This is a genomic window from Pseudomonas sp. 5P_5.1_Bac1 (assembly GCF_025466015.1).
Taxonomy (GTDB): Bacteria; Pseudomonadota; Gammaproteobacteria; order Pseudomonadales; family Pseudomonadaceae; genus Aquipseudomonas.
Genome location: NZ_JANLNX010000007.1, coordinates 101,288 through 121,522, shown reverse-complemented (window position 1 = coordinate 121,522; position 20,235 = coordinate 101,288). Strand labels below are relative to the sequence as shown.

The window sequence follows — 20,235 nt, the reverse complement described above, 5'->3', positions numbered from 1 at the left end:
TTCGCGGTGCGCAGCCCTTGTGGGTCACCGATTTGCTGTTGAGCTTCATACTCGCCAGTTCAGATGCCACAACCCGAAATGCAGCTTGGGACCGACTCAGGCCCCCTGCGCTTCCGCCTCTTCATGCGCCCGCCGCAACCGCTCGCGGCTGTTGGTCAAGTGCAAGCGCATCGCCGCCCGCGCGCCTTCCGCATCCTGCCGGGCGATCGCTTCGTAGATCGCCTCGTGCTCATGACTCAATCGACTCAGGTAATGCGACTGCTCGTCATGGGCCAGCCGCGCCGAGTTCAGCCGCGTGCGCGGGATGATGCGGGTGCCCAGGTGGGTGAGGATGTCGGTGAAGTAGCGGTTGCCGGTGGCCTGGGCAATCTGCAGGTGGAACTGGAAGTCCGCCCCCACCGCGTCGCTGGACTGCGCCACGCTGGCGGCGATCGCATCCAGGGCCTCGCGCATGCCGCGCAATTGCTCGTCGCTGCGCCGGCCCGCGGCCAGGCCGGCGGATTCGGTTTCCAGGCTGATCCGCAGTTCCAGTACCGACAGTACTTCACGCAGGGTGACGATGGTCGCCGGGTCGATGCGAAAGCCGCTCGGGCTCGGTGTGTCGAGAACGAAGGTGCCGATGCCATGCCGGGTTTCCACCTGGCCGGCCGCTTGCAGTCGGGAGATGGCCTCGCGCACCACGGTGCGGCTGATGCCCTGCTCCTCCATGATTTCCGATTCGGTGGGCAGCTTGTCGCCGCGTTTGAGCTGGCCCTGGCGAATCCGCTCGGTGAGCACCAGCACCAGTTCCTCGGCCAGATTGCGACGCTTGCGCGCGCGAGGAGGTGTTTGCATAGGGAAGTGTGATCTCGAAAAATCCATGAGGCGCATCATAGCCCATGAGGTTGTACGATAACAGGCATTATACCGGCCAGACTCTGTGCCATAAGGTCGCACAAGGTGTGACAACTACGGGCGACGCTGACGAAAAACGGCCGTGCGAGGTCAATCGCACGGCCTGTACTTGAGACCGTTGACGCTCAGCGCGGTTCAGGCGCCGGCTCGACCTGGCTGAATTCCAGCCCTTCGGCCTTGCCCAGTTGCCAAGGGTTGCCACTGCCATGGCCGATAAAGCTCACGCTGTCGAAACGCGAGTCCTTGAGACCGTCGATCTTCGCCACTGCGGAGCCACTGAAGCGCACGCGCTCGAAGCTCAGGCCCTGGTGCCAGGCATTCAGGTTGCCGTCGCCCTTGACCTCGATCGCCGCGGCGCCGGCGTTTTCCACCGTCACATCGCTGACCCGCACATCACGGAACTGCCCCGGCACGGTCGAGCGGCGGTAGTCGAGCTTGGCGTTGGGGTCGTTGTAGTCGAGGGTGAAGATAAAGCCCTGCTTGACGCTGTTGCGGATCGCCGAGTCGCGGAACACCACGTTGCGCGCGCCGCCGCCCATGAAGTTGGTGCTCTTCATGCGCAGGCCGACATCGGTGCCGTCGGAGACGTTGTCCTCGGCGAGGATGTTCTGGATCCAGGCGCCGGTATGGCTGCCGGCGACCACCATGCCGTGACCGCGACGGAAGTAGTTGTTGAAGATCCACGCATCTTCCTGAGGCTTCTGCTTCACCGCGTCGGCGCCAGTGCCGGCGGCGAAGTTCACGCAGTCGTCGCCGGTGTCGAAGAAGTTATTGAAGACCATGGCACCGCGGCTGTTGGCGAACTCGATGCCGTCGCCGTTGTTGGCGTCGTAGGTCAGGTGGCGGGTGTTGGCCAGCACCACGTTCTCGGTCTCCAGGTTCATGATCCCGTGGAACGCCGGGTTGCGAACGGTGAAGCCGCCGTAGAAGACGTTCTTCACATTGCGCAGGGTGATCAGCGACGAGCGCATCTGCCCGTAGGCGTCCTTGACCGGCATGCCGCGGGCCACCGCCTGTTCCACCTGGGTCTTGGCGAGGATGCCGTCGGTCATGTAGCGGGTGTTGTCGCTGGCCTGGTAGTTGGGCAGCGCCTGCCCGCGTTGGTCGAGGGTGTCGGCCTGGCGTTTCCAGCCGTTGCCGTCAAGGGTGCCTTTGCCGGTAATGCGGATGTTCTCGAATGCCTGGTGCTGGTTCGGGTCGCGGGGCAAGGCGTTGAGCAAGGACGCCGGGCGCACGGTGCTGGAATACGGGTACTGGATGTAGCCGGCCAGCGGATAGTCCTCCGCCCGCTCGGAACCGAGCAAGGTCGCGCCTTCGGCCAGCTCCAGGGTCATGTTGCTCTTCAGGTACAGCGCGCCGCTCTTGTAGGTGCCGGCCGGCAGCAGCACCTTGCAGCCCGTGGTGCAGGCGTCGATGGCGGTTTGCAGGGCCTGGGTGTCGAGGCTCTGGCCATCGCCCTTGGCGCCGTAGCGGCGCACATCGAAGACCGCGGGCAGCGGCGTGGTGCGTTGCACCAGCACCGGGCTGTCCGCCGACTCCTTGCCGTCGCTGCCCACGGCACGCACGGTGAAGCGGTATTCGCTGTCTGCGGTCAGGTCGTCGGCGGTGAAGCTGTGGATGCCGATGCGGTGATGGAAGCCCGCGGTGTCCTGCTCGTAGAAGCGGTCGATGTACGGCTTGGCCGGCGACACCCGGTCGTTGTTGGCGTTGGCGCTGCCGAGCAGCTTGCCGTTGGCGTAGACGTGGTAGTCGACGATGTCGCGGTACTCCGCCGGCTTCTCCCAGACCAGGATGATCTGGCGCTCGTCGTAGGCCAGGGTCGGCACCTGGACCTTGCCCGGCGGTTGCAGGGCCCAGGCCGGCAGGCTCGCGGCAACGGCGACGAGGGCGGCGAGGGAGCGTTTCAGTGCGTGATGTCGTGGCATGTTCTTGTCCTTGTAATTGCCAGGGCGTGACGCGCCGGTTCAGGCCGGCGCGCGTTGCTGTTCGAGATACTGGCGCCGGTTGACGAAGGTCTCGCGGCGCATTTCCTGTACATCCACCGACAGCGCCGCCACGTCCGGCAGCAGCGCCACCAGCACACCGACGCAGGCCGAAGCCAGGGCGCGGCGCTGCTGCTCGTCACGCCCGCTGAGCAGGTACAGGGTGACGTGAACGAACTCCTCGCGGCCCTCGCCACAGCGGTAATGCGCGTGGGCATTGAGCCGCAGCTTGATATCGCCGGGGGCGAACAGCCCATCGGCGTCCACGGCGTCGTGCAGGGCGTCCAGCAGGCGCTGTTCGCCGACCCGCAGGGCCACGCCCGGCGAGCAATCGATCTGACAATGAGGCATGGCGTTTCCTTGAAAGGCGCGGGCTCAGCCGGCCAGCGCGGGGGCGGTGTCCTGACTGAAATCGCGGCTGGCCTGGACCAGCATGCGGGTGTACTCGTGGCTGGCGAGGTCCTGGCTAAGGGCCTGGCTGTCGAGGCGTTCGACGATACGTCCCTGCTGCATCACCGCGACCTTGTCGCACAGGTGGCTGACCACGCCGAGGTCGTGGGTGACCATCAGGTAGGTGAGTTTCTCGCGCTGGCGCAGGTCGGCCAGCAGGTTGAGGATCTCCGCCTGCACCGAGACGTCCAGCGCCGAGGTCGGCTCGTCCAGCAGCAGCACGCGGGGTTCAAGGATCAGCGCCCGGGCGATGGCGACGCGCTGGCGCTGGCCGCCGGAAAGCTGGTGCGGGTAGCGGTAGCGGAAGCTGTCGTTGAGACCGACCTTGAGCAGGATGTCGTTGATGCGGTCGTCACGGTCGCCGATGCCGTGGATCACCAGCGGCTCGCGCAGCGCCGAGTCGATGGTGTGGCGCGGGTGCAGCGAACCGTAGGGGTCCTGGAAGACCATCTGCACCAGCCGGTAATGCTCCTTGGGAATCTTGTGCTGCAAGGCCACGCCGGCGATGCTCAGCTCGCCGCTCCAGTGCCGGTACTGCCCGGCCAGGCAGCGCAGGACGGTGGTCTTGCCCGAGCCGGACTCGCCCACCAGGCCGAAGGATTCGCCGTCGGCGACGCTCAGTTCGACGTCGTGCAGCACCTGGTTGAGGCTCGGGCCGCTGCCGAAGCTCAGGTTCAGCGCGTGTGCTTGGATCATGGACATGACGGGTTCCTCAGCAGGTCAGCCAGCGGGGGTCGCGTTGCAGCACGGGCAGCCGCTCGCGGCGGTTGTCCATGCTCGGCAGCGCCGCCAGCAGGCCACGGGTATAGGGGTGTTCGGCGCGGTGCAGGTCACAGGCGGCCAGGGACTCCACTACCCGCCCGGCATACATCACCAGCACCCGGTCGCAGTAGTTGCGCACCAGGTTGAGGTCGTGGCTGACGAAGATCAGCCCCAGTTCCTGCTGCTCCACCAGTTCCTCCAGCACGCTGAGCACCTGCTGGCGCACCGAGACGTCGAGGGCCGAGGTCGGCTCGTCGGCGATCAGCACTTCGGGCCGGGTGATGACCATCATGGCGATCATGATGCGCTGGCCCATGCCGCCGGAGACTTCGTGCGGGTACAGGTTGTAGACCCGCTTGGGGTCGCGGATATGGACCTTTTCGAGCATTTCCATGACCCGTTCGCGGGCTTCCGCGCGGCTGGCCTTGTGGTGCGCGAGGTAGGCTTCGGCGATCTGCTCGCCGACTTTCACCACCGGATTCAGCGAGTATTTCGGGTCCTGCATGATCATCGACATGCGCTGCCCGCGGACTTGCTGCATGGCTTTTTCGCTGGCCGAGAGCAGGTCCAGGTCGCCGAACTGCAGGGTCTTCGCGGTGATCTTCGCGCTGGCCGGATGCAGCTTCAGCAGGCTGCGCCCGACTGTCGATTTGCCCGAGCCGGACTCACCGACGATGGCCAGTTTTTCCCGCCCCAGGGTGAACGACACATCGCGCACCGCGTGGGTTTCTTTCTTGCCGTTGACGAAGCGGACATTGAGCCCGTCCACCTTGAGTTTGATATCAGACATAGCGGCCTCCGGTTACTCGCTGCGCGGATCGAGAATGTCCCGCAGGCCGTCGCCCAGCAGGTTGAACGCCAGGCTGACGAGCATGATCGCCGCGCCCGGTACTGCCACCAGCCACCAGCACTCGAGCATGTAGCGCCGGCCGGTGGAAATCATCGCGCCCCACTCCGGCAACGGTGCCTGCGCACCCAGGCCGAGGAAGCCGAGGGCGGCGGCGGTGAGGATGATCCCGGCCATGTTCATGGTCAGGCGGATAATCACCGAGGACAGGCACATCGGCACGATGTGCTTGAGGATGATGCGGCTGGCCGAGGCGCCTTGCAGTTGCACCGCGACGACGAAGTCGGCCTTGCGTAGCGACAGGGTTTCCGCCCGCGCCAGGCGGGCGATCGGCGGCCACGAGGTCAGCGCGATGGCGACCACCGCATGCTCCAGGCCAGGGCCGAGGGCGGCGATGAAGGCCAGGGCGAGCACCAGACTGGGGAAGGAAATGAAGATGTCGGTGAGGCGCATGAATACCGTGTCCACCACGCCGCCGAAGTAGCCGGAGACGGTGCCGATGAACAGGCCGATCGGGCCGACGATCACCGTCACCAGACCGATGATGTACAGGGTGATGCGCGAGCCGTAGACCAGCCGGCTGAAGATGTCGCGGCCGTATTCGTCGGTGCCGAACCAGTGCTCCGCACTCGGTGCTTTGAGGGCGTTGGCGAGGTTCTGCACCACCGGGTCGTGGGTGGCGATCAGCGGCGCGAACAACGCCACTACCACCAGCAACAGCGCGACCATCAGGCCGATCAGGGTCATGGGGTTGCGCAGCAGATGGCGCAGCACCCGCAGGCTGCTCTTGTAGAAGGCATCGAGGCTCGAGCCGGGGCTGTCCGGCTGCGCTTTGACGCGGGTTTCGGAAGAAGACATGTTGGCAATCATCGGCATGTTCTCGATTGAAAAAACGGACGCGCGATCAGCGCTGCTTGTAGACGCCCAGGTAACGGGTCGCTTCGGCGTCATCGCCGCTGAAACCCTTGATCTCGGCGCTGCTGACCACGGTGTCGGTCATCTGCGAAATCATCATGATCGGCCCCACCTGCTGGTCGTACAGCGACTGCGCCTGGTGATATAGCGCCACGCGCTTGCCGCTGTCGCGTTCGACGCCGGCCTGGTCGATCAGGGTGTTGAGTTGCGGGCTGAAGAACGAGGCGCGCCAGCCCTGGAAGTTGGGGAGGCCGGCGTCGTCGCTGTTGTTCGGGTTGTAGGCGAAGGTGCGCAGGCTGAAGTACGGGTGCGGGTAACGCTCGGCGCCGCGGGCGACGATGATGTCGAAGTTGCGCGCACGCATGGCGCCGTACACCTGGTTGCCGGTGCCGCTGACGATGCTGGCCTTGATCCCGCCTTCGGCGAGGGTCGCTTGCAAGCGCGCGGCGATGTCGGTGAACGGCGGCTCGGACAGGGTGCGGATGGTGGTGCTGAAGCCCTGCGGGTAACCGGCTTCGGCGAGCAGTGTCTTGGCCTTGGCCACGTTCATCGCGTAGCCCGGGTCCGGCAGGCGCGCGGCCAGGCCCAGTTGCATCGGCTGCTGGTTGAGCTTGCCGTAGTACGGCATCACCTGGCGGTCGAGGCCTTGGTAGTCGATCAGGTTGCGCACCGCTTCACGCACTTTCGGGTCGGCGAATTGCGGCTGTTTCATGCTCAGCGCGACGTAGTACATGGTGCCGCGTTGCAGCGACTGCACTTGCAGGGTGTCGCGGCCGTCGATGGCCTTGATGTCCGGCGCGGCCATGCCGTAGGCCAGGTCGAGGTCGCCGCGTTCGAGCATCAGGCGCAGCGATTGCGATTCGGTCATGTGCCGCACCACCACGCGCTTGAGCTTGGCCGGGCCGCCCCAGTAGCCGTCGAAGCGGGTCATCAGCAGCGAGTCGTTGGCGTTCCAGCGGGTCAGGGTGAACGGGCCGCTGCCGGCCTCGTTGGTCACCAGCCAGTTGGCGCCGAGGTCGCCGTTTTTCTCGTGTTTGAGCGCGGTCTGGCGGTCCACCACCACGGCGCTCGGCGAGGTCGCCAGCGAGTCGATCAGCAGCAGCGGATCGGTGGGCTGCGGCAGGTCGATGACCAGGGTGTGGGCATCACTGGCGCGGATCAGCGACTGGATGTTGTCGACGCTGTAGCCGTAGGCCTTCCAGGTGGTGGCCAGGCCGTAGTTGAGCTTCATCACCCGGTACAGCGACCAGGCCACGTCGTCGGCGGTCAGCGGATTGCCGGAGTGGAACCTGACGTCGTCGCGCAAGGTGAAGGTGATCTGCTTGCCGTCTTCGCTGACGCTCCAGCTTTTCGCCAGTTGCGGCAGGTGCTGTTCGGGGTTGCCGTTGTCGCGCTTGACCAGGGTGTCGTAGAGGTTGGCATTGACCCCGGAAGCGTCCAGGCCGGGGGCGTTGGCCGGGTCGATGGAGAACAGGTTGACCAGGCTCATGCCGACGATCAGTTGGTCGGCCGGGGTCTTGGCCTGCACGGCGGTGACTGGCGCCAGGGCAAGAATGGCGCCGAACAGGCTGAGGCGCAGTGCGGTGGTGATCGGGTTCATGTGGGCGTCCTTTTTCTTGTAGTTGTTGACAGGGCTGCGGGTATTCACCGGGTCCGTGGGTCGAAGACCTTGTACAGCCCGTCGCTGATCAGGTTCAGGGCGACGAAGATCAGGCCGATGATCAGCACGCACCCCATCACCGCATTCATGTCGCCGAGCATCAGGCTGCTGGTCAGGTACTGGCCGAAGCCGGGCCAGGCGAACACCGTCTCGATCAGCACCGCGCCTTCCAGCAGCGAGCCGTAGGCCAGTGCCACGACGGTCAGCAGTTGCACGAGGATGTTGCGAAAGGCGTGGTTCCACACCAGCTGGCGGCGCGACAGGCCCTTGACCCGGGCGGTGATGATGTATTCCTGCGAGAGCTGTTCGAGCATGAAGCTGCGGGTCATGCGGCTGATGTAGGCCACCGAGTTCAGGCCGAGGATCAGCGCCGGCAGGACGATGTGCCGCAGCGCGCTGCTGAAGGCTTCCCAGTCGCCGGCCAGGGCGCTGTCGATCAACAACAAGCCGGTGGTTTCCGGGACCAGACCGTCGTAGGCGAGGTCGATGCGCCCTGCCCCGCCGGCCCAGCCGAGCATGGCGTAGAACACCAGCAGGCCCATCATGCCGAGCCAGAAGATCGGCGTTGAGTAACCGAACAGGGTGATCATCCGCGCCACATGGTCGCCCCAGCGACCCTGGTTGCTGGCGGCGAAAACACCCAGCGGCAGGCCGATCACCACGCCAAACAGAATCGCCAGGGTGGCCAGTTCGATGGTCGCCGGGAACACCCGGCGAATGTCATCCAGCACCGGGTGGCCGGTCAGCAGCGCGTTGCCGAAATCGCCGTGGAGCAGGTCATTGAGGTACAGGCCGAACTGGGTCCAGATCGGCTTGTCCAGGCCCATCGCGCGGTACACCTGTTCGTAGGTGGAGCTGTCGGCGTCCGGGCCGACGACCGCCAGCACGGGGTCCAGCGGCATTACCCGGCCAATGAAGAAAGTCATGGCCAGCAGGCCCAGCAAAGTCACGAGGACCGTACTGGCCCGGCGGGCGGTGCCGGACACGCGGGTGCCCAGCACGGAGGCAGTCGAAACGAACATAACGGGCTCCAGAAGAGTGATCGCTCAGGCGCTGGCGCGGGCCTCGCGGCCCGGCCGGATCAGCGCGCCTTGTAGACGTCTTTGTATCGGGTGGTGGCGGCGGTATGACCTTGGTAGTTCTGCACGTCGTGGTACAGGACTACCGTGTCGGTCATCTGCGACACCGGCAGGATCGCGCCGACCTGCTCGTCCAGGCGCTGCTGGATCTGCTGGTACTGGGCCAGTTGCTTAGCGTGGTCCGGCTCGACTTCGGCGGTCTCGATCAGGCTGTTCAGCTCGGGGCTGAAGAACGAGGTGCGCCAGCCCTGGAAGTTGCTCAGGCGGGCTTCGTCGCGGTTGTCCGGGTTGTACACCAGGGTGCGCAGGCTCGAATGCGGATGACGCTCGGCCCCGCCACCACCACGCCCGACGAGGATGTCGAAGCTGCGTTCACGCATGGCGCCGTAGATCTGGTTGCCGGTGCCGGTGATGATGCTGGCCTGAATGCCAGCCTGGGCGAGGGTCGCCTGCAAGCTGGAAGCGATGTTGATGAAGGGCGGCTCGGTGAGCACGCGGATGGTGGTTTTGAAGCCGTTGGGGTAGCCGGCCTCGGCGAGCAGTTTTTTCGCCTCGGCGACGTTCAGGGTGTAGCCCGGATCGTCCAGGCGCGCTTCCAGACCCAGCGGCAACGGACGCTGGTTGAGCTGGCCGTAGTGCGGCATGACGGTCTGGTTGATGCCTTGATAGTCGATCAGCGAACGCACCGCCTTGCGCACCCGGGCGTCTTCGAACGGCTTGGATTTCACGCTCAGCGCAACGTAGTAGAGGGTGCCGCGCTGTACGGTCTGGGCGCGGACCTTGTCGTCATGGGACAGCGCTTCGATGTCTGGCGCGGCCATGCCTTTGGCCAGGTCGAGGTCACCGCGGGCGACCATCAGGCGCAGCGACTGCGACTCGGTCATGTTGCGCATGACGATGCGCTTGAGCTTGGCCGGGCCATCCCAGTAACCGTCGAAACGGGTCATCAGGATCACGTCGTTGGCGCGCCAGTCATTGAGGATGAACGGGCCGCTGCCGGCGGCGTGGGTGGTCAGCCAGGCGGCGCCCAGGTCACCGTTCTTCTCGTGCTTGAGCACGGCCTGGCGATCAAGGATGAAGGCGCTCGGCGAGGTGGCGAGGGTGTTGAGCACCAGTTGCGGGTCGGTCGGCCGCTGCAACTCGACGACGAAGGTATTCGGACCATCCGCGCGCAGGCTGCGCTCGGCGTTCTCGGCGCTGAAGCCGTAGGCCTTCCAGGTCGAGGCCAGGGCCAGGTTGAGCTTGAGCACACGCTGCAGCGACCAGGCGACATCGTCGGCGCTCAGCGAATTGCCGGACTGGAACTTGACCCCGTCCCGCAGCTTGAAGGTAATCGTGCGGCGGTCATCGCTGACCTGCCAGCTCTCGGCGAGGGCCGGAACCAGTTGATCGGGTTGTTTGACGTCCTGCACCAGCAGCATGTCGTAGAGGTTGGCGTTGACCTCCGAGACGTCCAGCCCAGTGGCGGCGGCCGGATCGAGGGACAGCAGGTTGATCATGCTCATGCCGACGATCAGTTGGTCGGCGGGGGTTTTCGCGTGGACGGTGGTGAGGGGCGCCAGCGTCAACGACGCAGCGAACAGCCCGGCAAACAGGAGTGGAAATCGACGCATGTGAGAAGACCTTTGTTGTAGTTATTCGCATCTCGAACGGCACGGCATCGAGGCCGTGCCGCGGGCACAGGTCAGTACTGCTGCAGGGTGTGGGTCTCGATGTAGTCGAAGTTGATGTCCTCGCCCAGGCCAGGCAGGTCGGACAGGTGGACGAAGCCGTCGTTGTCCATCGGGTCGACCAGGCGATTGAGGTAGGCAGGCACCTCGTCGTAGTCGAGGAACGGGTGCAGCAGGCCGCGCTCGTACCAGGTGCAGTTCTTGATCGCGCCGACCACTGCCAGGTTGGCCGCGCCGTTGCCGTGGACTTCGCAATCCATGCCGAAGGATTCGGCCAGGTGCGCCACTTTCAGACAGGCGCCGATGCCGCCGACCCCGGCGACGCCGGCACGGAGGATGTCGCAGACGTCGTTCTTCACCCAACTGGCGCGGCTCATGTATTTGCCGGCGAGGGTTTCCGGGCCGAGCACCGGGATGTCCAGGTTGGCCGCGAGCCAGGCATAGGACTCGGCGGACTCTTCCATCATCGGTTCTTCGAACCAGGCGAAGTTGAGCTTCTCCAGCTCGCGACCGATATACAGCGCGTCAGTGCGGTTGTACCAGTGGTAGCCGTCGAGCATCAGCGCGATGTCCGGGCCGACCGCTTCACGCACGGCGGCGCAGGCCTTGACGTCGATGCGCGGGCTTGGCGCGAAGGACACCGGCGGCATCCAGGTGTGCAGTTTGATCGCCTTGTAGCCGCGCTTGACCAGGGTTTCGGCGAAGCGGCCGTAGTCGTCCGGGGTCGCCAGGCCGCCTTCGAGTTCGTCACCGCACATGGTCGAACCGTAGGCCGGGACCTTGTCGCGGAAACCACCGGCCAGCTTGTGCACCGGGATATTCAGCTTGCGCCCGGCCCAGTCCCACAGCGCCTGCTCCACCAACGCCAGGGAACGGTCGGTCAACTGACTGGCGCTGCCGCGCTGCCAGTGGGCCAGGTCTTGCCAGAGGCGTTCGCGGTCGAAGGCGTTCTGCCCGACCAGCACTTTGCGCACGAAACCATCAAGCAGATAAGGACGCAGCAACTCGGGAGGGCCAAAGGCGTAGCCCTCGGTGCCGTCTTCGGTACGGATACGCAGCAGGGCCATGCGGGCCTGGGTGACATCACCCGGGTGGGCATGCCCGGCGCTGTCTACCGAGCGGCGGGTCGGGTAGGAAAAAACCTGCACATTGACTGATGTAATTCTCATGGACGTCGTATGCCTTTCTTCTTGGAATTGTGTCTGGAGTAACGTTGTGAGGCCGATCATACGTCATCGTATAACAATTGCAACCCCTCAATGTCGTCCCCTTTTCGCCTCCTTTTAACCTGCTGATTCCCCTTCAAAACCTGGCCGAAACAGCATTTTTGTGACTGTAAAGAAAGTAAATTTCTTTATGTTTCAATAACATGAAAAAAACATACGACCTTGGTGCTGGTGACCATAGACAGTCGTCGTTGTTGTACGATAACGTATATTCCAACAACTACTGAGGACCCCGCGCCGTTTACCACCCTGAACTGCCAAACATCGCCCCTACCCAACAAAAACAAAAAAGTAGATCGCATGAAAACCACTCACAGCTTGTTTATTGCGTTGACCACCCTCGCCCTGTCGATCAACGCCTACGCCGACTCCGCCAGCATCAACTACCGCCACCAGTACACCGACGACGACCGCCAACACGCCGACCGGGTCAAGCTCGGCTATCGCATGGACAGCGGCCTGGGTTTCGAAGCCGAGATCAAGTACCGCACCGCCGGCGACCGCAAAGATGTTGCCTACGACAACATCATCAACAACGGCCACGAGTTGACCGTCAGCTACAACTACAAGCTCAGCCCCAAGTCCACGCTGACCCCTGCCTTTCAGATGGACAGTTCCAAGGACAGCACCACCTACAAGTTCGGCCTGAAGTACAACTACAAGATCGACGATCAGTGGTACGTCGCCGCCCGCTACCGCTATGACGCCAAGCGCCTGGATCGCGACCAGATCAACGAGGACGTGGACGACCGCGGCAAGAACAACCAGAACACCAACCGTTTCGAAGGCTGGCTGGGCTACACGCCGACCGGCAGCAAACTGGCCTACGAGTACCAGTACATCCACTTCCTGACGGACTACATCCGCTACGACGACAAGAAGAGCGACTACGAGCAGAACCTGATCATCAAGTACAAGCTGACCAAGCAATGGCAGCCGTTCATGGAAATCGGTGATATCAAGGTCAACTCCACCACCGATGACCGCCAGGCCCGCTGGCGCCTGGGCATCCAGTACAACTTCATGTAAGCCAAGGCCGCGCGAGCGGCCTCCCCCCTTCCCTGCCTTTCGAGGAATCCCATGACAGCGAGCAAACCCTTCAAGCGCATCCTCCTCACCGGCGCGGCCGGCGGCCTCGGCCAGGTGCTGCGGCAGAGCCTGCAGGCCCACGCCGAGGTCGTTCGTCTTTCCGATATCAGTGCCATGGCCGCGGCCGAAGGCAGCCATGAAGAAGTGCGTCCCTGCGACCTGGCCGACAAGGCCGGCGTGCTGGCCCTGGTAGAAGGCGTCGATGCCATCGTGCACCTGGGCGGTGTGTCCGTGGAGCGGCCGTTCGAGGAGATTCTCGAGGCCAACATCCGCGGCACCTTCCACATCTATGAAGCCGCGCGCATCCACGGCATCCGCCGGGTGGTGTTCGCCAGCTCCAACCACGTCACCGGCTTCCACTCGCCGCAGGACCGCCTCGACGCCCGCTCCGAGCGCCGCCCGGACGGTTACTACGGCTTGTCCAAGTCCTATGGCGAAGACCTGGCGACTTTCTATTTCCATCGCTATGGCATCGAGACGGTCAGCCTGCGTATCGGCTCGTCGTTCCCTGAACCGCGCAACCTGCGCATGCTCAGCACCTGGCTGAGTTATTCGGACCTCGGGCATCTGGTGGAACGCGCGCTGCTCAGCGCCGAAGTCGGCCACACCGTGGTCTACGGCGTATCCGCCAACCGCGACACCTGGTGGGACAACCGCTACGCCGCGCACCTGGACTTCGTGCCGAAAGACAGCTCCGAGCGCTTCCGGCCACAGATGGAAGCCCAGCCAAAACCCGCCGCCGACTCGCCGGAAGCCCGCTATCAGGGCGGCGCGTTTACCGCCGCCGGCCCGTTCGAGTGAGGGAGCATGACCATGACTGCTGAATTGATTGTCGATGCGCGCAACGGCGTGGGTGAAAGCCCGGTGTGGGTCGCCAGCGAGCAGGCGCTGTATTGGGTCGATATCCCCAGCGGCTGCCTGCAGCGCTGGCGCCTCGACGGCGCACTGGACAGTTGGCAGGGCGACGAAATGCTTGGCTGCGTCGCACCACTCGCCAACGGCAGTTGGCTGGCGGCGCGGGAAAGCGGTCTGTTCCGCCTGCGCGCCGATGACCACGGTCGGCTGCTCGGCGAATCGGTGGCCGAGGTCGACCACGCCCGCACCGGGATGCGCTTCAACGACGGGCGCTGCGACCGCCAAGGCCGCTTCTGGGCCGGCACCATGCAGATGAACATGGGCAGCGAAGCGGTGGGCAAACTCTACCGCTACACCACCCGCGACGGCCTGGTGCCGCAACTGGACGGTCTGCTGGTGCCCAACGGCCTGGCCTTCAGCCCCGACGGCAAGACCATGTACCTGTCCGATTCCCACGCCAGCGTGCAATTGATCTGGGCCTTCGATTACGACACCGACAGCGGCACCGCCCACAACCGTCGGGTCTTCGTCGACATGAACGCCCATCCCGGTCGCCCGGACGGCGCCGCGGTGGACGCCGACGGCTGCTACTGGACCTGCGCCAACGACGCCGGTCTGGTGCTGCGCTTCACCCCCGAGGGCAAGCTCGACCGCAGCCTGCCGCTGCCGGTGAAGAAACCGGCGATGTGCGCCTTCGGTGGTCCGGGCCTGGACACCCTGTTCGTCACCTCGATCCGACCGCAAGGCGTGGACCTCGGCGACCAGCCGTTGGCAGGCGGCCTGTTCGCCCTGAACGTCGGGGTGAAGGGCCTGGAAGAGCCGTCGTTCAATGGCTGAGCCGGAACTGCTGGTACTGGAAGACCGGCTCACCCGCCTGCTGTTGGCGCCAGGGCTGGGCGGTAGCCTGGTGGACTGGCGCCGCCGCGCCGACAGCCAGCCGCTGCTGCGTCCGGGCAATTTGCAGGCACGGCCACTGACGGCGCGGCAGCAGGCCAGCTTCCCGTTGGTGCCCTGGTCCAACCGCATTGCCGGTGGTGGTTTCGAAGCGCCCGACGGCTGGTTCGAACTGCCGCCTAATACGCCCGACTCGCCGCTGGCGGTGCACGGCAGCGCCTGGCAACAGCCGTGGGAAATCCTCGCGCACAGCGCCGACACGGTGCTGCTGCGCCTGGAAAGCGCGACGCCCTTCGCCTACCGCGCCGAGCAGCGCATTCATCTGGCCGACGGCTGCCTGACTCTGGAACTGAAAGTCACCCACCTCGACCCGCGCCCGCTGTGGCATGGGCTGGGTTTCCACCCGTTCTTCCCGCGCACGGCGGCCACCCAGGTCCAGGCGCGGGCCGCTGGTGTGTGGTTGTGCGACGGGCAGCAGTTATCCACAGAACACCGCGCGGTGCCGGAGGAATGGAATCTGGAGAACGCGGCGGAGCTGCCGGCGGGGAAAGTCGATCACTGCTTTACCGGATGGGACGGCCACTGCCGGATCCTGCAAGCCGACGCGGGCTACTGGCTCGACTGCCAGGCCGAGGGTTTCGATCACTACCTGCTGTATTGCCCGCCGGGGCAGCCGTTCTTCTGCTTCGAGCCGGTGAGTCATCCGGTCAATGCTCATCACCTGCCGGGACGACCGGGGCTGGTGCTGTTGCAGGCGGGGCAGTCGGTCAGCGGGCGCTGGCGGATGGCTTATCGGTCAGTGCCCCTTCGCGAGCAAGCTCGCTCCTACAGAACGAGTTGCGCCGTATAGGTGTAGGAGCGAGCTTGCTCGCGAAGAACCCAAAGCAGATCAACCCTGCGCCTGAGCCTTCTCATACGCCTGGCGCAGATGCTCGCGGCTGTTACCCAGGTGCAGACGCATCGCCGCGCGGGCCGACTCCGAATCCTGCGAGGCGATGGCGCTGTAAATCTGCTCATGCTCGCGCTCCAGGCGTTCCAGGTACTGGCGCTGGTCGTCGGCACGGGCATAAGTGCGGGTGCTGAGGCGGGTCCGCGGAATCACCTTGGTTCCCAGGTGGCCGAGGATATCGGTGAAGTAGCGGTTGCCGGTCGCCTCGGCAATCAACAGGTGGAAGGCGAAATCGGCGCCAGCCGAATCGCTGCCGCTGGCCATCAGCCCGTTGAGCGTATCCAGCGCTTCGCGCAGGCTGGCAAGCTGTTCGCCAGTGCGGCGCTGCGCCGCCAGGGCCGCGGATTCCACTTCCAGGCTGATCCGGAATTCCATGACCGCCAGCACATCGGCCAGGGTCATCACCGTGTCGCTCGGGGTGTTGAACAGGCCCGAACTCGGCGGCTCCAGCACAAAGGTGCCGATGCCGTGGCGGGTTTCCACCTGGCCGGCGGCCTGCAAGCGGGAAATCGCCTCGCGCACCACGGTGCGACTGACGCCGAACTGCTCCATGACCTGCGCTTCGGTCGGCAACTTCTCGCCCGGCTTGAGCAGGCCGTCGCGGATCTGCCCGGTGAGGGCAGCCACCAGCTCTTCGGCCAGGCTGCGGCGTTTGCGCAAGGGTTGCGAGAAGGTGCTGTTGTTATTCATCGAGTGCACGGCTAGTGGGAACGAGGGGGTGCATCATAGCCAAGGGAAACGCGGGCGGTCATCCCCGCAGTCAACTAAAAACGCTCAACAGCTTGATTACCGCCAGGTGCAGCGGATAGAAGGCATAGCCCCAGCGCCCGACGGGGCGTACAGCACGGCGCACGTCCATGCGTAGAAGCCCGAGCCCGAACGGCGCGCACAGAAACGCCGTGGCCAGGACCACGATCGATATCGGCTGCAAGGCGTTGTGCAAGATCCAGCCATTGGTGAGGTTGCCGCCCACCGCCAGCGCGCCGGCCAGCCACATATAGCGCCGGTCGTGCAAGGCCAGGACGAACGCCGCCGGCAGCAACACCCCCGGCCATCCGTACATCAACCGGTCGCTGGTGAAGACCGCGACCAGCAGCGCCGCCAGCGCCAGCAGCCCGGCCTGCCGCGTGCGGTGGTGCACACCCCAGGCGACCAACAGGCCGAGGGTCAGGGTCGGCATCACGTTGAGGGTCGGCGAGCCGCTGTCCAGCCAGCGGTACGGCAGCTCCGACAGCAGCGAAAAACCCAGGCACCAGCCCAGATAGCGAAGGTTGACGGCGGTGAACAGCGTGCCGGGAAGCGCACGGGCGACATTGGCGGCAATCGCCAGGCAGAAAAACGGAAAGGCCAGCCGCCCCACCACAAACAGCCAATGCTGCTCGGGCCAGAGGTAGCGCAGGTGATCGCCGACCATGGTGACGATTGCCAGCCACTTCAGCAGATCAAGGGAAGCCGAGCGGACGGGTCGAGCCAATGAATGCTCCTTCGCGGGTTGGCCATCAGCGCTGTAGCATACGCGACCCTTCGTGCTGATCGAGACCCGACATGGACCGTCCACCCCGCCTCCTGCCCATCCTGACGCTCTGCCTGCTGCCGCTCGCCGATGCCGTGGCGCGAGAACCGCAACCTTGCCCGCAGCCACTGCTCGATTCGCTGGCCACCCAACTGCAACAGCAGGGCTGGACCACGCCGACCGATGACAGTGACGGCCCACTGCTTGCGGCGGCCTGCAAGCGCTGGCCTGATGACCCGGCGCTGTCGGTGGTCGCGGTGGCCTACCGTGACGCCGACGATCACCAGCCGCCCGGCGAACGCAGCCCGCACCTGCTGGTGGCGAAAGTCGATACCGACAGCGGGCGGCTGCGCGAACGCCTCGACCAGGACATGGCGGAAGATGCCGAGCTGGAGGTCGGCGCCAATAGCCTGTGGCTGGACACCGCCCGCTATCGCCTCGCCCCCGAAGTACGCGCCTTCGGCGTGGTCATGACCAGCACCGCCCGCGGCGCCAGTTGCCCCGATGCCGGCTACAGCAACCTGCTCACCCTCGTGGTGCCCGACGCCGATGGCTTGCGCCCGGTACTCACCACCCACCTGAGCAACTGGACCACCCTGAAAGGCGTCAGTTGCAGCGAAGGTTTTGAAATGGAGCAGGCCACCCTGACCTTCAGCGTTGGCACGCAGCAGTCGCAGGGCTACGCCGACCTGATCGTCCAGGCCCAGGTCAGCAGTGGCTACGCCAAGCCGGTGTCGCGCACGGTCAGCAAGACCCTGCGCTACGATGGCAACCGCTACCCGCTCGACGAATACCCTTCCTTCTGGTGGAGCAACCCGCAGCCGTGAGCCGGTGCCGACGGCTTATCTCGCGGCGCGAAACAGGCCGTCGCGAAAGGCCTTCGGCGTCACCCCGACGACTTTCTTGAAGGCCCTGGCCATGTGGCTCTGGTCGAAGAAGCCGCACGCCACCGAGGCTTCCGCCAGGTCCATGCCAGCACGCAGCAGCGCCTGCACCCGCGCCACCCGTTTCTGGATCTGGTAGCTGTGCGGCGCCACCCCCACCTCGCGCTTGAACACGCGGATCAGGTAGAGCGGGTCCATACCCGCTTCCAGGCCGAGGGTTTCCAGCGAAAGGTTATGCTCCAGCTCGCTGTCCAGCCGACTGCGAATCCGCCGCACCGCGTCGCGCTCGGAGCGCCCCTGCCCGGCCAGCTCTACACCGTGGCGCTGGAACAACCCGGCCAGCGCCTCGATCAGCACCGTCTCGCGCTCCAGCGGCAGGGCCGAAGCCGCGAGGGTGCTGTGGGCCGTGAGCAGGGCGCTGGCCAGGGCCGGGTCATGGGCCATCGGCTCGCGGAACAAGTGCACATGATTGGTGCCGCCACGCCCTTGCAGCACCACATCGTTCAGCCACGTCGGCTCGATATAGAGCATGCGGTAGACCCAGCCGGCCTCGTCCACCGGCACGCCGTCGTGGATTTCACCGGGCGTGAGGGTCACCACCGTGCCGGCCGTGCCGAGGTGATTGGCGCCGCGGTAATAGAGTTTTTCCACGCCCTGGGTAATGACCCCCAGCGCATAGCGGTCGTGGGAATGACGGCCAAAGTGCTGATTGCTGTAGCGGGCGCTGAGCAACTCGCAGCGGCCTTCGGGGATGCGCAGGAATCGGGAGAAGTCGCCGGTGGGCTCAACACTGCGGTTGTGCGGCCTGTCATTCATGTCGCAGTCCAGTTTCGTACAATCGCCGTTTGAAACAGCTTGTTAAGTTTGATTTCCATTCAAACCTAACAGGCGGCTCACACCCATGGCAATCAAGCTGGCAATCGGCGATTTCAACAAGTCTTCCTGGTCGTTCCGCGCATGGCTTGTGCTGAATGCGGCCGGGGTCGATTTCGAAACCCCTCAGGTCCTGCTGGAACAGGACGACACCCACGCCAACATCCTCAAACTGTCGCCGTCGGGCAAAGTCCCGGCGCTGCTGGTCGACGATCTGGTCATCAACGACAGCCTGGCCATCGCCGAGTACATCGCCGAAACCCACCCGCAGGCCAACCTCTGGCCCGACGCGCGTGACCTGCGCGCCCTCGCCCGCGCCGCCGCTGCGGAAATGCACGCGGGCTTCGTCAACCTGCGCACGCAGATGTCCTTCGGCCTGAACACCGGCGATACCAGCGAACCGCTGCTCGAGGCAACCCGCGAAGAAATCGCGCGGATCTTCCAGATCTGGGGCGACCTGCGTGCCCGCAGCGGCCACGGCACTTACCTGTGCGGTGAGCACTTCGGCATCGTTGACGCTATGTACGCGCCAATCGTGTTCCGTTTCCGCCGTTTCGGCATCGCCCTGCCGGCGCCGTTGCAGGCCTACGCCGACGCGATCCTCGCCTACCCGCCCGTGCGCACCTGGCTGCAACTGGCCTCCACCCGGCCCTGAACCGGATTGAAAGACGCTTAACGTCGAGTCACTGTCATGCACAACAAACGCGCTTTACTTGAATTGACCCTGGGCGGCCTGATGCTCAGCCTCTCGGCGCTGGCCGTGGCCTTCGCCAACATCGGCGCGGGCGGTGCGGGGTTCTACCGCATGCTGTTCGCCTCGGTGCTGTTCTACCTCAGCCTGAAATGGCGCAAGGTCCCGGTGCGCCTTCCCAGCCGCAAGGCCGTGATACTCACCGCGCTGGCCGGGGTTTTCCTGGCCATCGACCTGATCCTCTGGCACCACAGCATCTACATCGTCGGCCCCGGCATCGGCTCGATCCTGACCAACTGCCAGGTGTTCTTCATGACCCTGCTCGGCCTTTACCTGCTCAAGGAAAAGCCGTCGCTGAACTTCGCCATCGCCATCGTCCTGGCGTTCTTCGGCCTGTACTTGCTGCTGGCCCCGGAAATGAGCAGCAGCCTCGGCACCAAAGGCGTGATCTTCGGCATCGCCTCGGGCCTGGCCTACGCCATCTGCGTCTACTACCTCAAAGCCGCCAGCAACCTGCCTGACAGCGGCGGCGACAAGATCGCGCAAATGCTCAACCTGAGCATCTGGGCCGGCCTGGTGATGCTCGGCTACGCCCTGCTGACCGGAGAAAGCCTGGCCATCGTCGACGGCCAGACCCTGCTGATGCTGGTGATCTACGGCGTCATGGTGCAGTTCGTCGGCTGGCTGATGGTCAACCGCTCCATCGGCTTCATCAGCCTCGGCCTCGCCGGCCTGATCCTGCTGCTGGAACCGGTGATCACCTACTTCGTCGACGTGGTGTTCCTCGACAAAGCCAGCTCCGCCCTGCAGATCGGCGGTGCGCTGCTGACGGTGGTGGCGGTGTATATCGGCTCGTTGAAGCCGCCGGAAAAGGTGCGATCGGTGACGGGGGAGGTCTGACGAAGGTCTGCTACCGACCACGCCGGGAGCCTGTTCATGGGGCCGCGCCTGATCTGCGCAGCGCGCCCGATGACAGGCTATTATTGCGCCCGGCCCCCAGGA

At 64.9% G+C, this 20,235-nt stretch carries 20 protein-coding genes; 7 read left to right on the top strand and 13 right to left on the bottom strand.

The window, feature by feature from the left end:
- Window positions 1-96 precede the first annotated feature (96 nt).
- The 10 genes from NTD82_RS01645 to NTD82_RS01600 form a co-directional block, all read right to left on the bottom strand.
- The gene (locus tag NTD82_RS01645) at window positions 97-834 is read right to left on the bottom strand and encodes a FadR/GntR family transcriptional regulator (protein ID WP_177454438.1); all 738 of its coding nucleotides are present in this window, start codon (window positions 832-834) and stop codon (window positions 97-99) included.
- 185 nt (window positions 835-1,019) lie between these two features.
- Complete coding sequence (locus NTD82_RS01640; protein ID WP_262127528.1) at window positions 1,020-2,819, bottom strand: glycoside hydrolase family 28 protein; 1,800 nt, start codon at window positions 2,817-2,819, stop codon at window positions 1,020-1,022.
- Between the two features lie 39 nt (window positions 2,820-2,858).
- The gene (locus tag NTD82_RS01635; RefSeq protein ID WP_262127527.1) at window positions 2,859-3,227 is read right to left on the bottom strand and encodes a 5-carboxymethyl-2-hydroxymuconate Delta-isomerase; all 369 of its coding nucleotides are present in this window, start codon (window positions 3,225-3,227) and stop codon (window positions 2,859-2,861) included.
- Window positions 3,228-3,251: 24 nt separating this feature from the next.
- Window positions 3,252-4,028 (bottom strand): ABC transporter ATP-binding protein, encoded by a 777-nt coding sequence (locus NTD82_RS01630; protein WP_095156899.1) that lies wholly within the window; start codon window positions 4,026-4,028, stop codon window positions 3,252-3,254.
- A 10-nt stretch (window positions 4,029-4,038) separates the two neighbouring features.
- A complete protein-coding gene (locus NTD82_RS01625; protein ID WP_095156898.1) occupies window positions 4,039-4,878 on the bottom strand; it encodes an ABC transporter ATP-binding protein in 840 nt (279 codons plus the stop codon).
- Between the two features lie 12 nt (window positions 4,879-4,890).
- Window positions 4,891-5,805 (bottom strand): ABC transporter permease, encoded by a 915-nt coding sequence (locus tag NTD82_RS01620; protein WP_095156897.1) that lies wholly within the window; start codon window positions 5,803-5,805, stop codon window positions 4,891-4,893.
- 34 nt (window positions 5,806-5,839) lie between these two features.
- The gene (locus tag NTD82_RS01615; protein ID WP_262127525.1) at window positions 5,840-7,450 is read right to left on the bottom strand and encodes an ABC transporter substrate-binding protein; all 1,611 of its coding nucleotides are present in this window, start codon (window positions 7,448-7,450) and stop codon (window positions 5,840-5,842) included.
- A gap of 44 nt (window positions 7,451-7,494) precedes the next feature.
- Complete coding sequence (locus tag NTD82_RS01610; protein WP_262127524.1) at window positions 7,495-8,532, bottom strand: ABC transporter permease; 1,038 nt, start codon at window positions 8,530-8,532, stop codon at window positions 7,495-7,497.
- A gap of 59 nt (window positions 8,533-8,591) precedes the next feature.
- Window positions 8,592-10,202: an ABC transporter substrate-binding protein gene (locus NTD82_RS01605; RefSeq protein ID WP_262127522.1), complete on the bottom strand. Its 1,611-nt coding sequence runs from the start codon at window positions 10,200-10,202 to the stop codon at window positions 8,592-8,594.
- Window positions 10,203-10,273: 71 nt separating this feature from the next.
- Complete coding sequence (locus tag NTD82_RS01600) at window positions 10,274-11,428, bottom strand: mandelate racemase family protein (protein ID WP_262127521.1); 1,155 nt, start codon at window positions 11,426-11,428, stop codon at window positions 10,274-10,276.
- Between the two features lie 357 nt (window positions 11,429-11,785).
- On the opposite strand from NTD82_RS01600, the gene NTD82_RS01595 reads away from it, so the two are divergent.
- Genes NTD82_RS01595 through NTD82_RS01580 form a run of 4 tightly spaced genes read left to right on the top strand, consistent with a single transcriptional unit; the run spans window position 11,786 to window position 15,173 of the window.
- The gene (locus NTD82_RS01595; RefSeq protein ID WP_095156892.1) at window positions 11,786-12,514 is read left to right on the top strand and encodes an oligogalacturonate-specific porin KdgM family protein; all 729 of its coding nucleotides are present in this window, start codon (window positions 11,786-11,788) and stop codon (window positions 12,512-12,514) included.
- Between the two features lie 51 nt (window positions 12,515-12,565).
- Window positions 12,566-13,375: an NAD-dependent epimerase/dehydratase family protein gene (locus NTD82_RS01590; protein ID WP_262127520.1), complete on the top strand. Its 810-nt coding sequence runs from the start codon at window positions 12,566-12,568 to the stop codon at window positions 13,373-13,375.
- Between the two features lie 12 nt (window positions 13,376-13,387).
- Window positions 13,388-14,266, top strand: a complete 879-nt coding sequence (locus tag NTD82_RS01585; protein ID WP_262127519.1) for an SMP-30/gluconolactonase/LRE family protein — start codon at window positions 13,388-13,390, stop codon at window positions 14,264-14,266.
- Entirely contained in the window at window positions 14,259-15,173 is a 915-nt protein-coding gene (locus NTD82_RS01580; protein ID WP_262127517.1) for an aldose 1-epimerase, read from the top strand. The genes NTD82_RS01585 and NTD82_RS01580 overlap by 8 nt, the downstream gene beginning before the upstream one ends.
- Window positions 15,174-15,212: 39 nt before the next feature.
- Here the strand turns inward: NTD82_RS01580 and NTD82_RS01575 are convergent, their stop codons facing one another.
- Both NTD82_RS01575 and NTD82_RS01570 read right to left on the bottom strand, forming a co-directional pair.
- Window positions 15,213-15,962: a FadR/GntR family transcriptional regulator gene (locus tag NTD82_RS01575; RefSeq protein WP_262127516.1), complete on the bottom strand. Its 750-nt coding sequence runs from the start codon at window positions 15,960-15,962 to the stop codon at window positions 15,213-15,215.
- Between the two features lie 70 nt (window positions 15,963-16,032).
- On the bottom strand, window positions 16,033-16,746 hold the full coding sequence (locus tag NTD82_RS01570; protein WP_262127515.1) for a conjugal transfer protein TraX: 714 nt from the start codon (window positions 16,744-16,746) through the stop codon (window positions 16,033-16,035).
- A gap of 71 nt (window positions 16,747-16,817) precedes the next feature.
- Here NTD82_RS01570 and NTD82_RS01565 point away from each other — a divergent pair, with 71 nt between their 5' ends.
- The gene (locus tag NTD82_RS01565) at window positions 16,818-17,612 is read left to right on the top strand and encodes a hypothetical protein (protein WP_262127514.1); all 795 of its coding nucleotides are present in this window, start codon (window positions 16,818-16,820) and stop codon (window positions 17,610-17,612) included.
- Between the two features lie 15 nt (window positions 17,613-17,627).
- Here the strand turns inward: NTD82_RS01565 and NTD82_RS01560 are convergent, their stop codons facing one another.
- The gene (locus NTD82_RS01560; RefSeq protein WP_262127513.1) at window positions 17,628-18,485 is read right to left on the bottom strand and encodes an AraC family transcriptional regulator; all 858 of its coding nucleotides are present in this window, start codon (window positions 18,483-18,485) and stop codon (window positions 17,628-17,630) included.
- Between the two features lie 85 nt (window positions 18,486-18,570).
- On the opposite strand from NTD82_RS01560, the gene NTD82_RS01555 reads away from it, so the two are divergent.
- Together NTD82_RS01555 and NTD82_RS01550 are read left to right on the top strand one after the other, a co-directional pair.
- Window positions 18,571-19,197 (top strand): glutathione S-transferase family protein, encoded by a 627-nt coding sequence (locus tag NTD82_RS01555; RefSeq protein WP_262127512.1) that lies wholly within the window; start codon window positions 18,571-18,573, stop codon window positions 19,195-19,197.
- Window positions 19,198-19,233: 36 nt separating this feature from the next.
- On the top strand, window positions 19,234-20,133 hold the full coding sequence (locus tag NTD82_RS01550) for a DMT family transporter (protein ID WP_095156884.1): 900 nt from the start codon (window positions 19,234-19,236) through the stop codon (window positions 20,131-20,133).
- Window positions 20,134-20,235 lie beyond the last annotated feature (102 nt).

Excerpts from the sequence above, each read along its gene's own strand:
- NTD82_RS01645 (WP_177454438.1), bottom strand. The coding sequence starts at position 834 with ATGCAAACACCTCCTCGCGCGCGCAAGCGTCGCAATCTGGCCGAGGAA.
- NTD82_RS01640 (WP_262127528.1), bottom strand. The coding sequence starts at position 2,819 with ATGCCACGACATCACGCACTGAAACGCTCCCTCGCCGCCCTCGTCGCC.
- NTD82_RS01635 (WP_262127527.1), bottom strand. The coding sequence starts at position 3,227 with ATGCCTCATTGTCAGATCGATTGCTCGCCGGGCGTGGCCCTGCGGGTC.
- NTD82_RS01630 (WP_095156899.1), bottom strand. The coding sequence starts at position 4,028 with ATGTCCATGATCCAAGCACACGCGCTGAACCTGAGCTTCGGCAGCGGC.
- NTD82_RS01625 (WP_095156898.1), bottom strand. The coding sequence starts at position 4,878 with ATGTCTGATATCAAACTCAAGGTGGACGGGCTCAATGTCCGCTTCGTC.
- NTD82_RS01620 (WP_095156897.1), bottom strand. The coding sequence starts at position 5,805 with ATGATTGCCAACATGTCTTCTTCCGAAACCCGCGTCAAAGCGCAGCCG.
- NTD82_RS01615 (WP_262127525.1), bottom strand. The coding sequence starts at position 7,450 with ATGAACCCGATCACCACCGCACTGCGCCTCAGCCTGTTCGGCGCCATT.
- NTD82_RS01610 (WP_262127524.1), bottom strand. The coding sequence starts at position 8,532 with ATGTTCGTTTCGACTGCCTCCGTGCTGGGCACCCGCGTGTCCGGCACC.
- NTD82_RS01605 (WP_262127522.1), bottom strand. The coding sequence starts at position 10,202 with ATGCGTCGATTTCCACTCCTGTTTGCCGGGCTGTTCGCTGCGTCGTTG.
- NTD82_RS01600 (WP_262127521.1), bottom strand. The coding sequence starts at position 11,428 with ATGAGAATTACATCAGTCAATGTGCAGGTTTTTTCCTACCCGACCCGC.
- NTD82_RS01595 (WP_095156892.1), top strand. The coding sequence starts at position 11,786 with ATGAAAACCACTCACAGCTTGTTTATTGCGTTGACCACCCTCGCCCTG.
- NTD82_RS01590 (WP_262127520.1), top strand. The coding sequence starts at position 12,566 with ATGACAGCGAGCAAACCCTTCAAGCGCATCCTCCTCACCGGCGCGGCC.
- NTD82_RS01585 (WP_262127519.1), top strand. The coding sequence starts at position 13,388 with ATGACTGCTGAATTGATTGTCGATGCGCGCAACGGCGTGGGTGAAAGC.
- NTD82_RS01580 (WP_262127517.1), top strand. The coding sequence starts at position 14,259 with ATGGCTGAGCCGGAACTGCTGGTACTGGAAGACCGGCTCACCCGCCTG.
- NTD82_RS01575 (WP_262127516.1), bottom strand. The coding sequence starts at position 15,962 with ATGAATAACAACAGCACCTTCTCGCAACCCTTGCGCAAACGCCGCAGC.
- NTD82_RS01565 (WP_262127514.1), top strand. The coding sequence starts at position 16,818 with ATGGACCGTCCACCCCGCCTCCTGCCCATCCTGACGCTCTGCCTGCTG.
- NTD82_RS01560 (WP_262127513.1), bottom strand. The coding sequence starts at position 18,485 with ATGAATGACAGGCCGCACAACCGCAGTGTTGAGCCCACCGGCGACTTC.
- NTD82_RS01555 (WP_262127512.1), top strand. The coding sequence starts at position 18,571 with ATGGCAATCAAGCTGGCAATCGGCGATTTCAACAAGTCTTCCTGGTCG.
- NTD82_RS01550 (WP_095156884.1), top strand. The coding sequence starts at position 19,234 with ATGCACAACAAACGCGCTTTACTTGAATTGACCCTGGGCGGCCTGATG.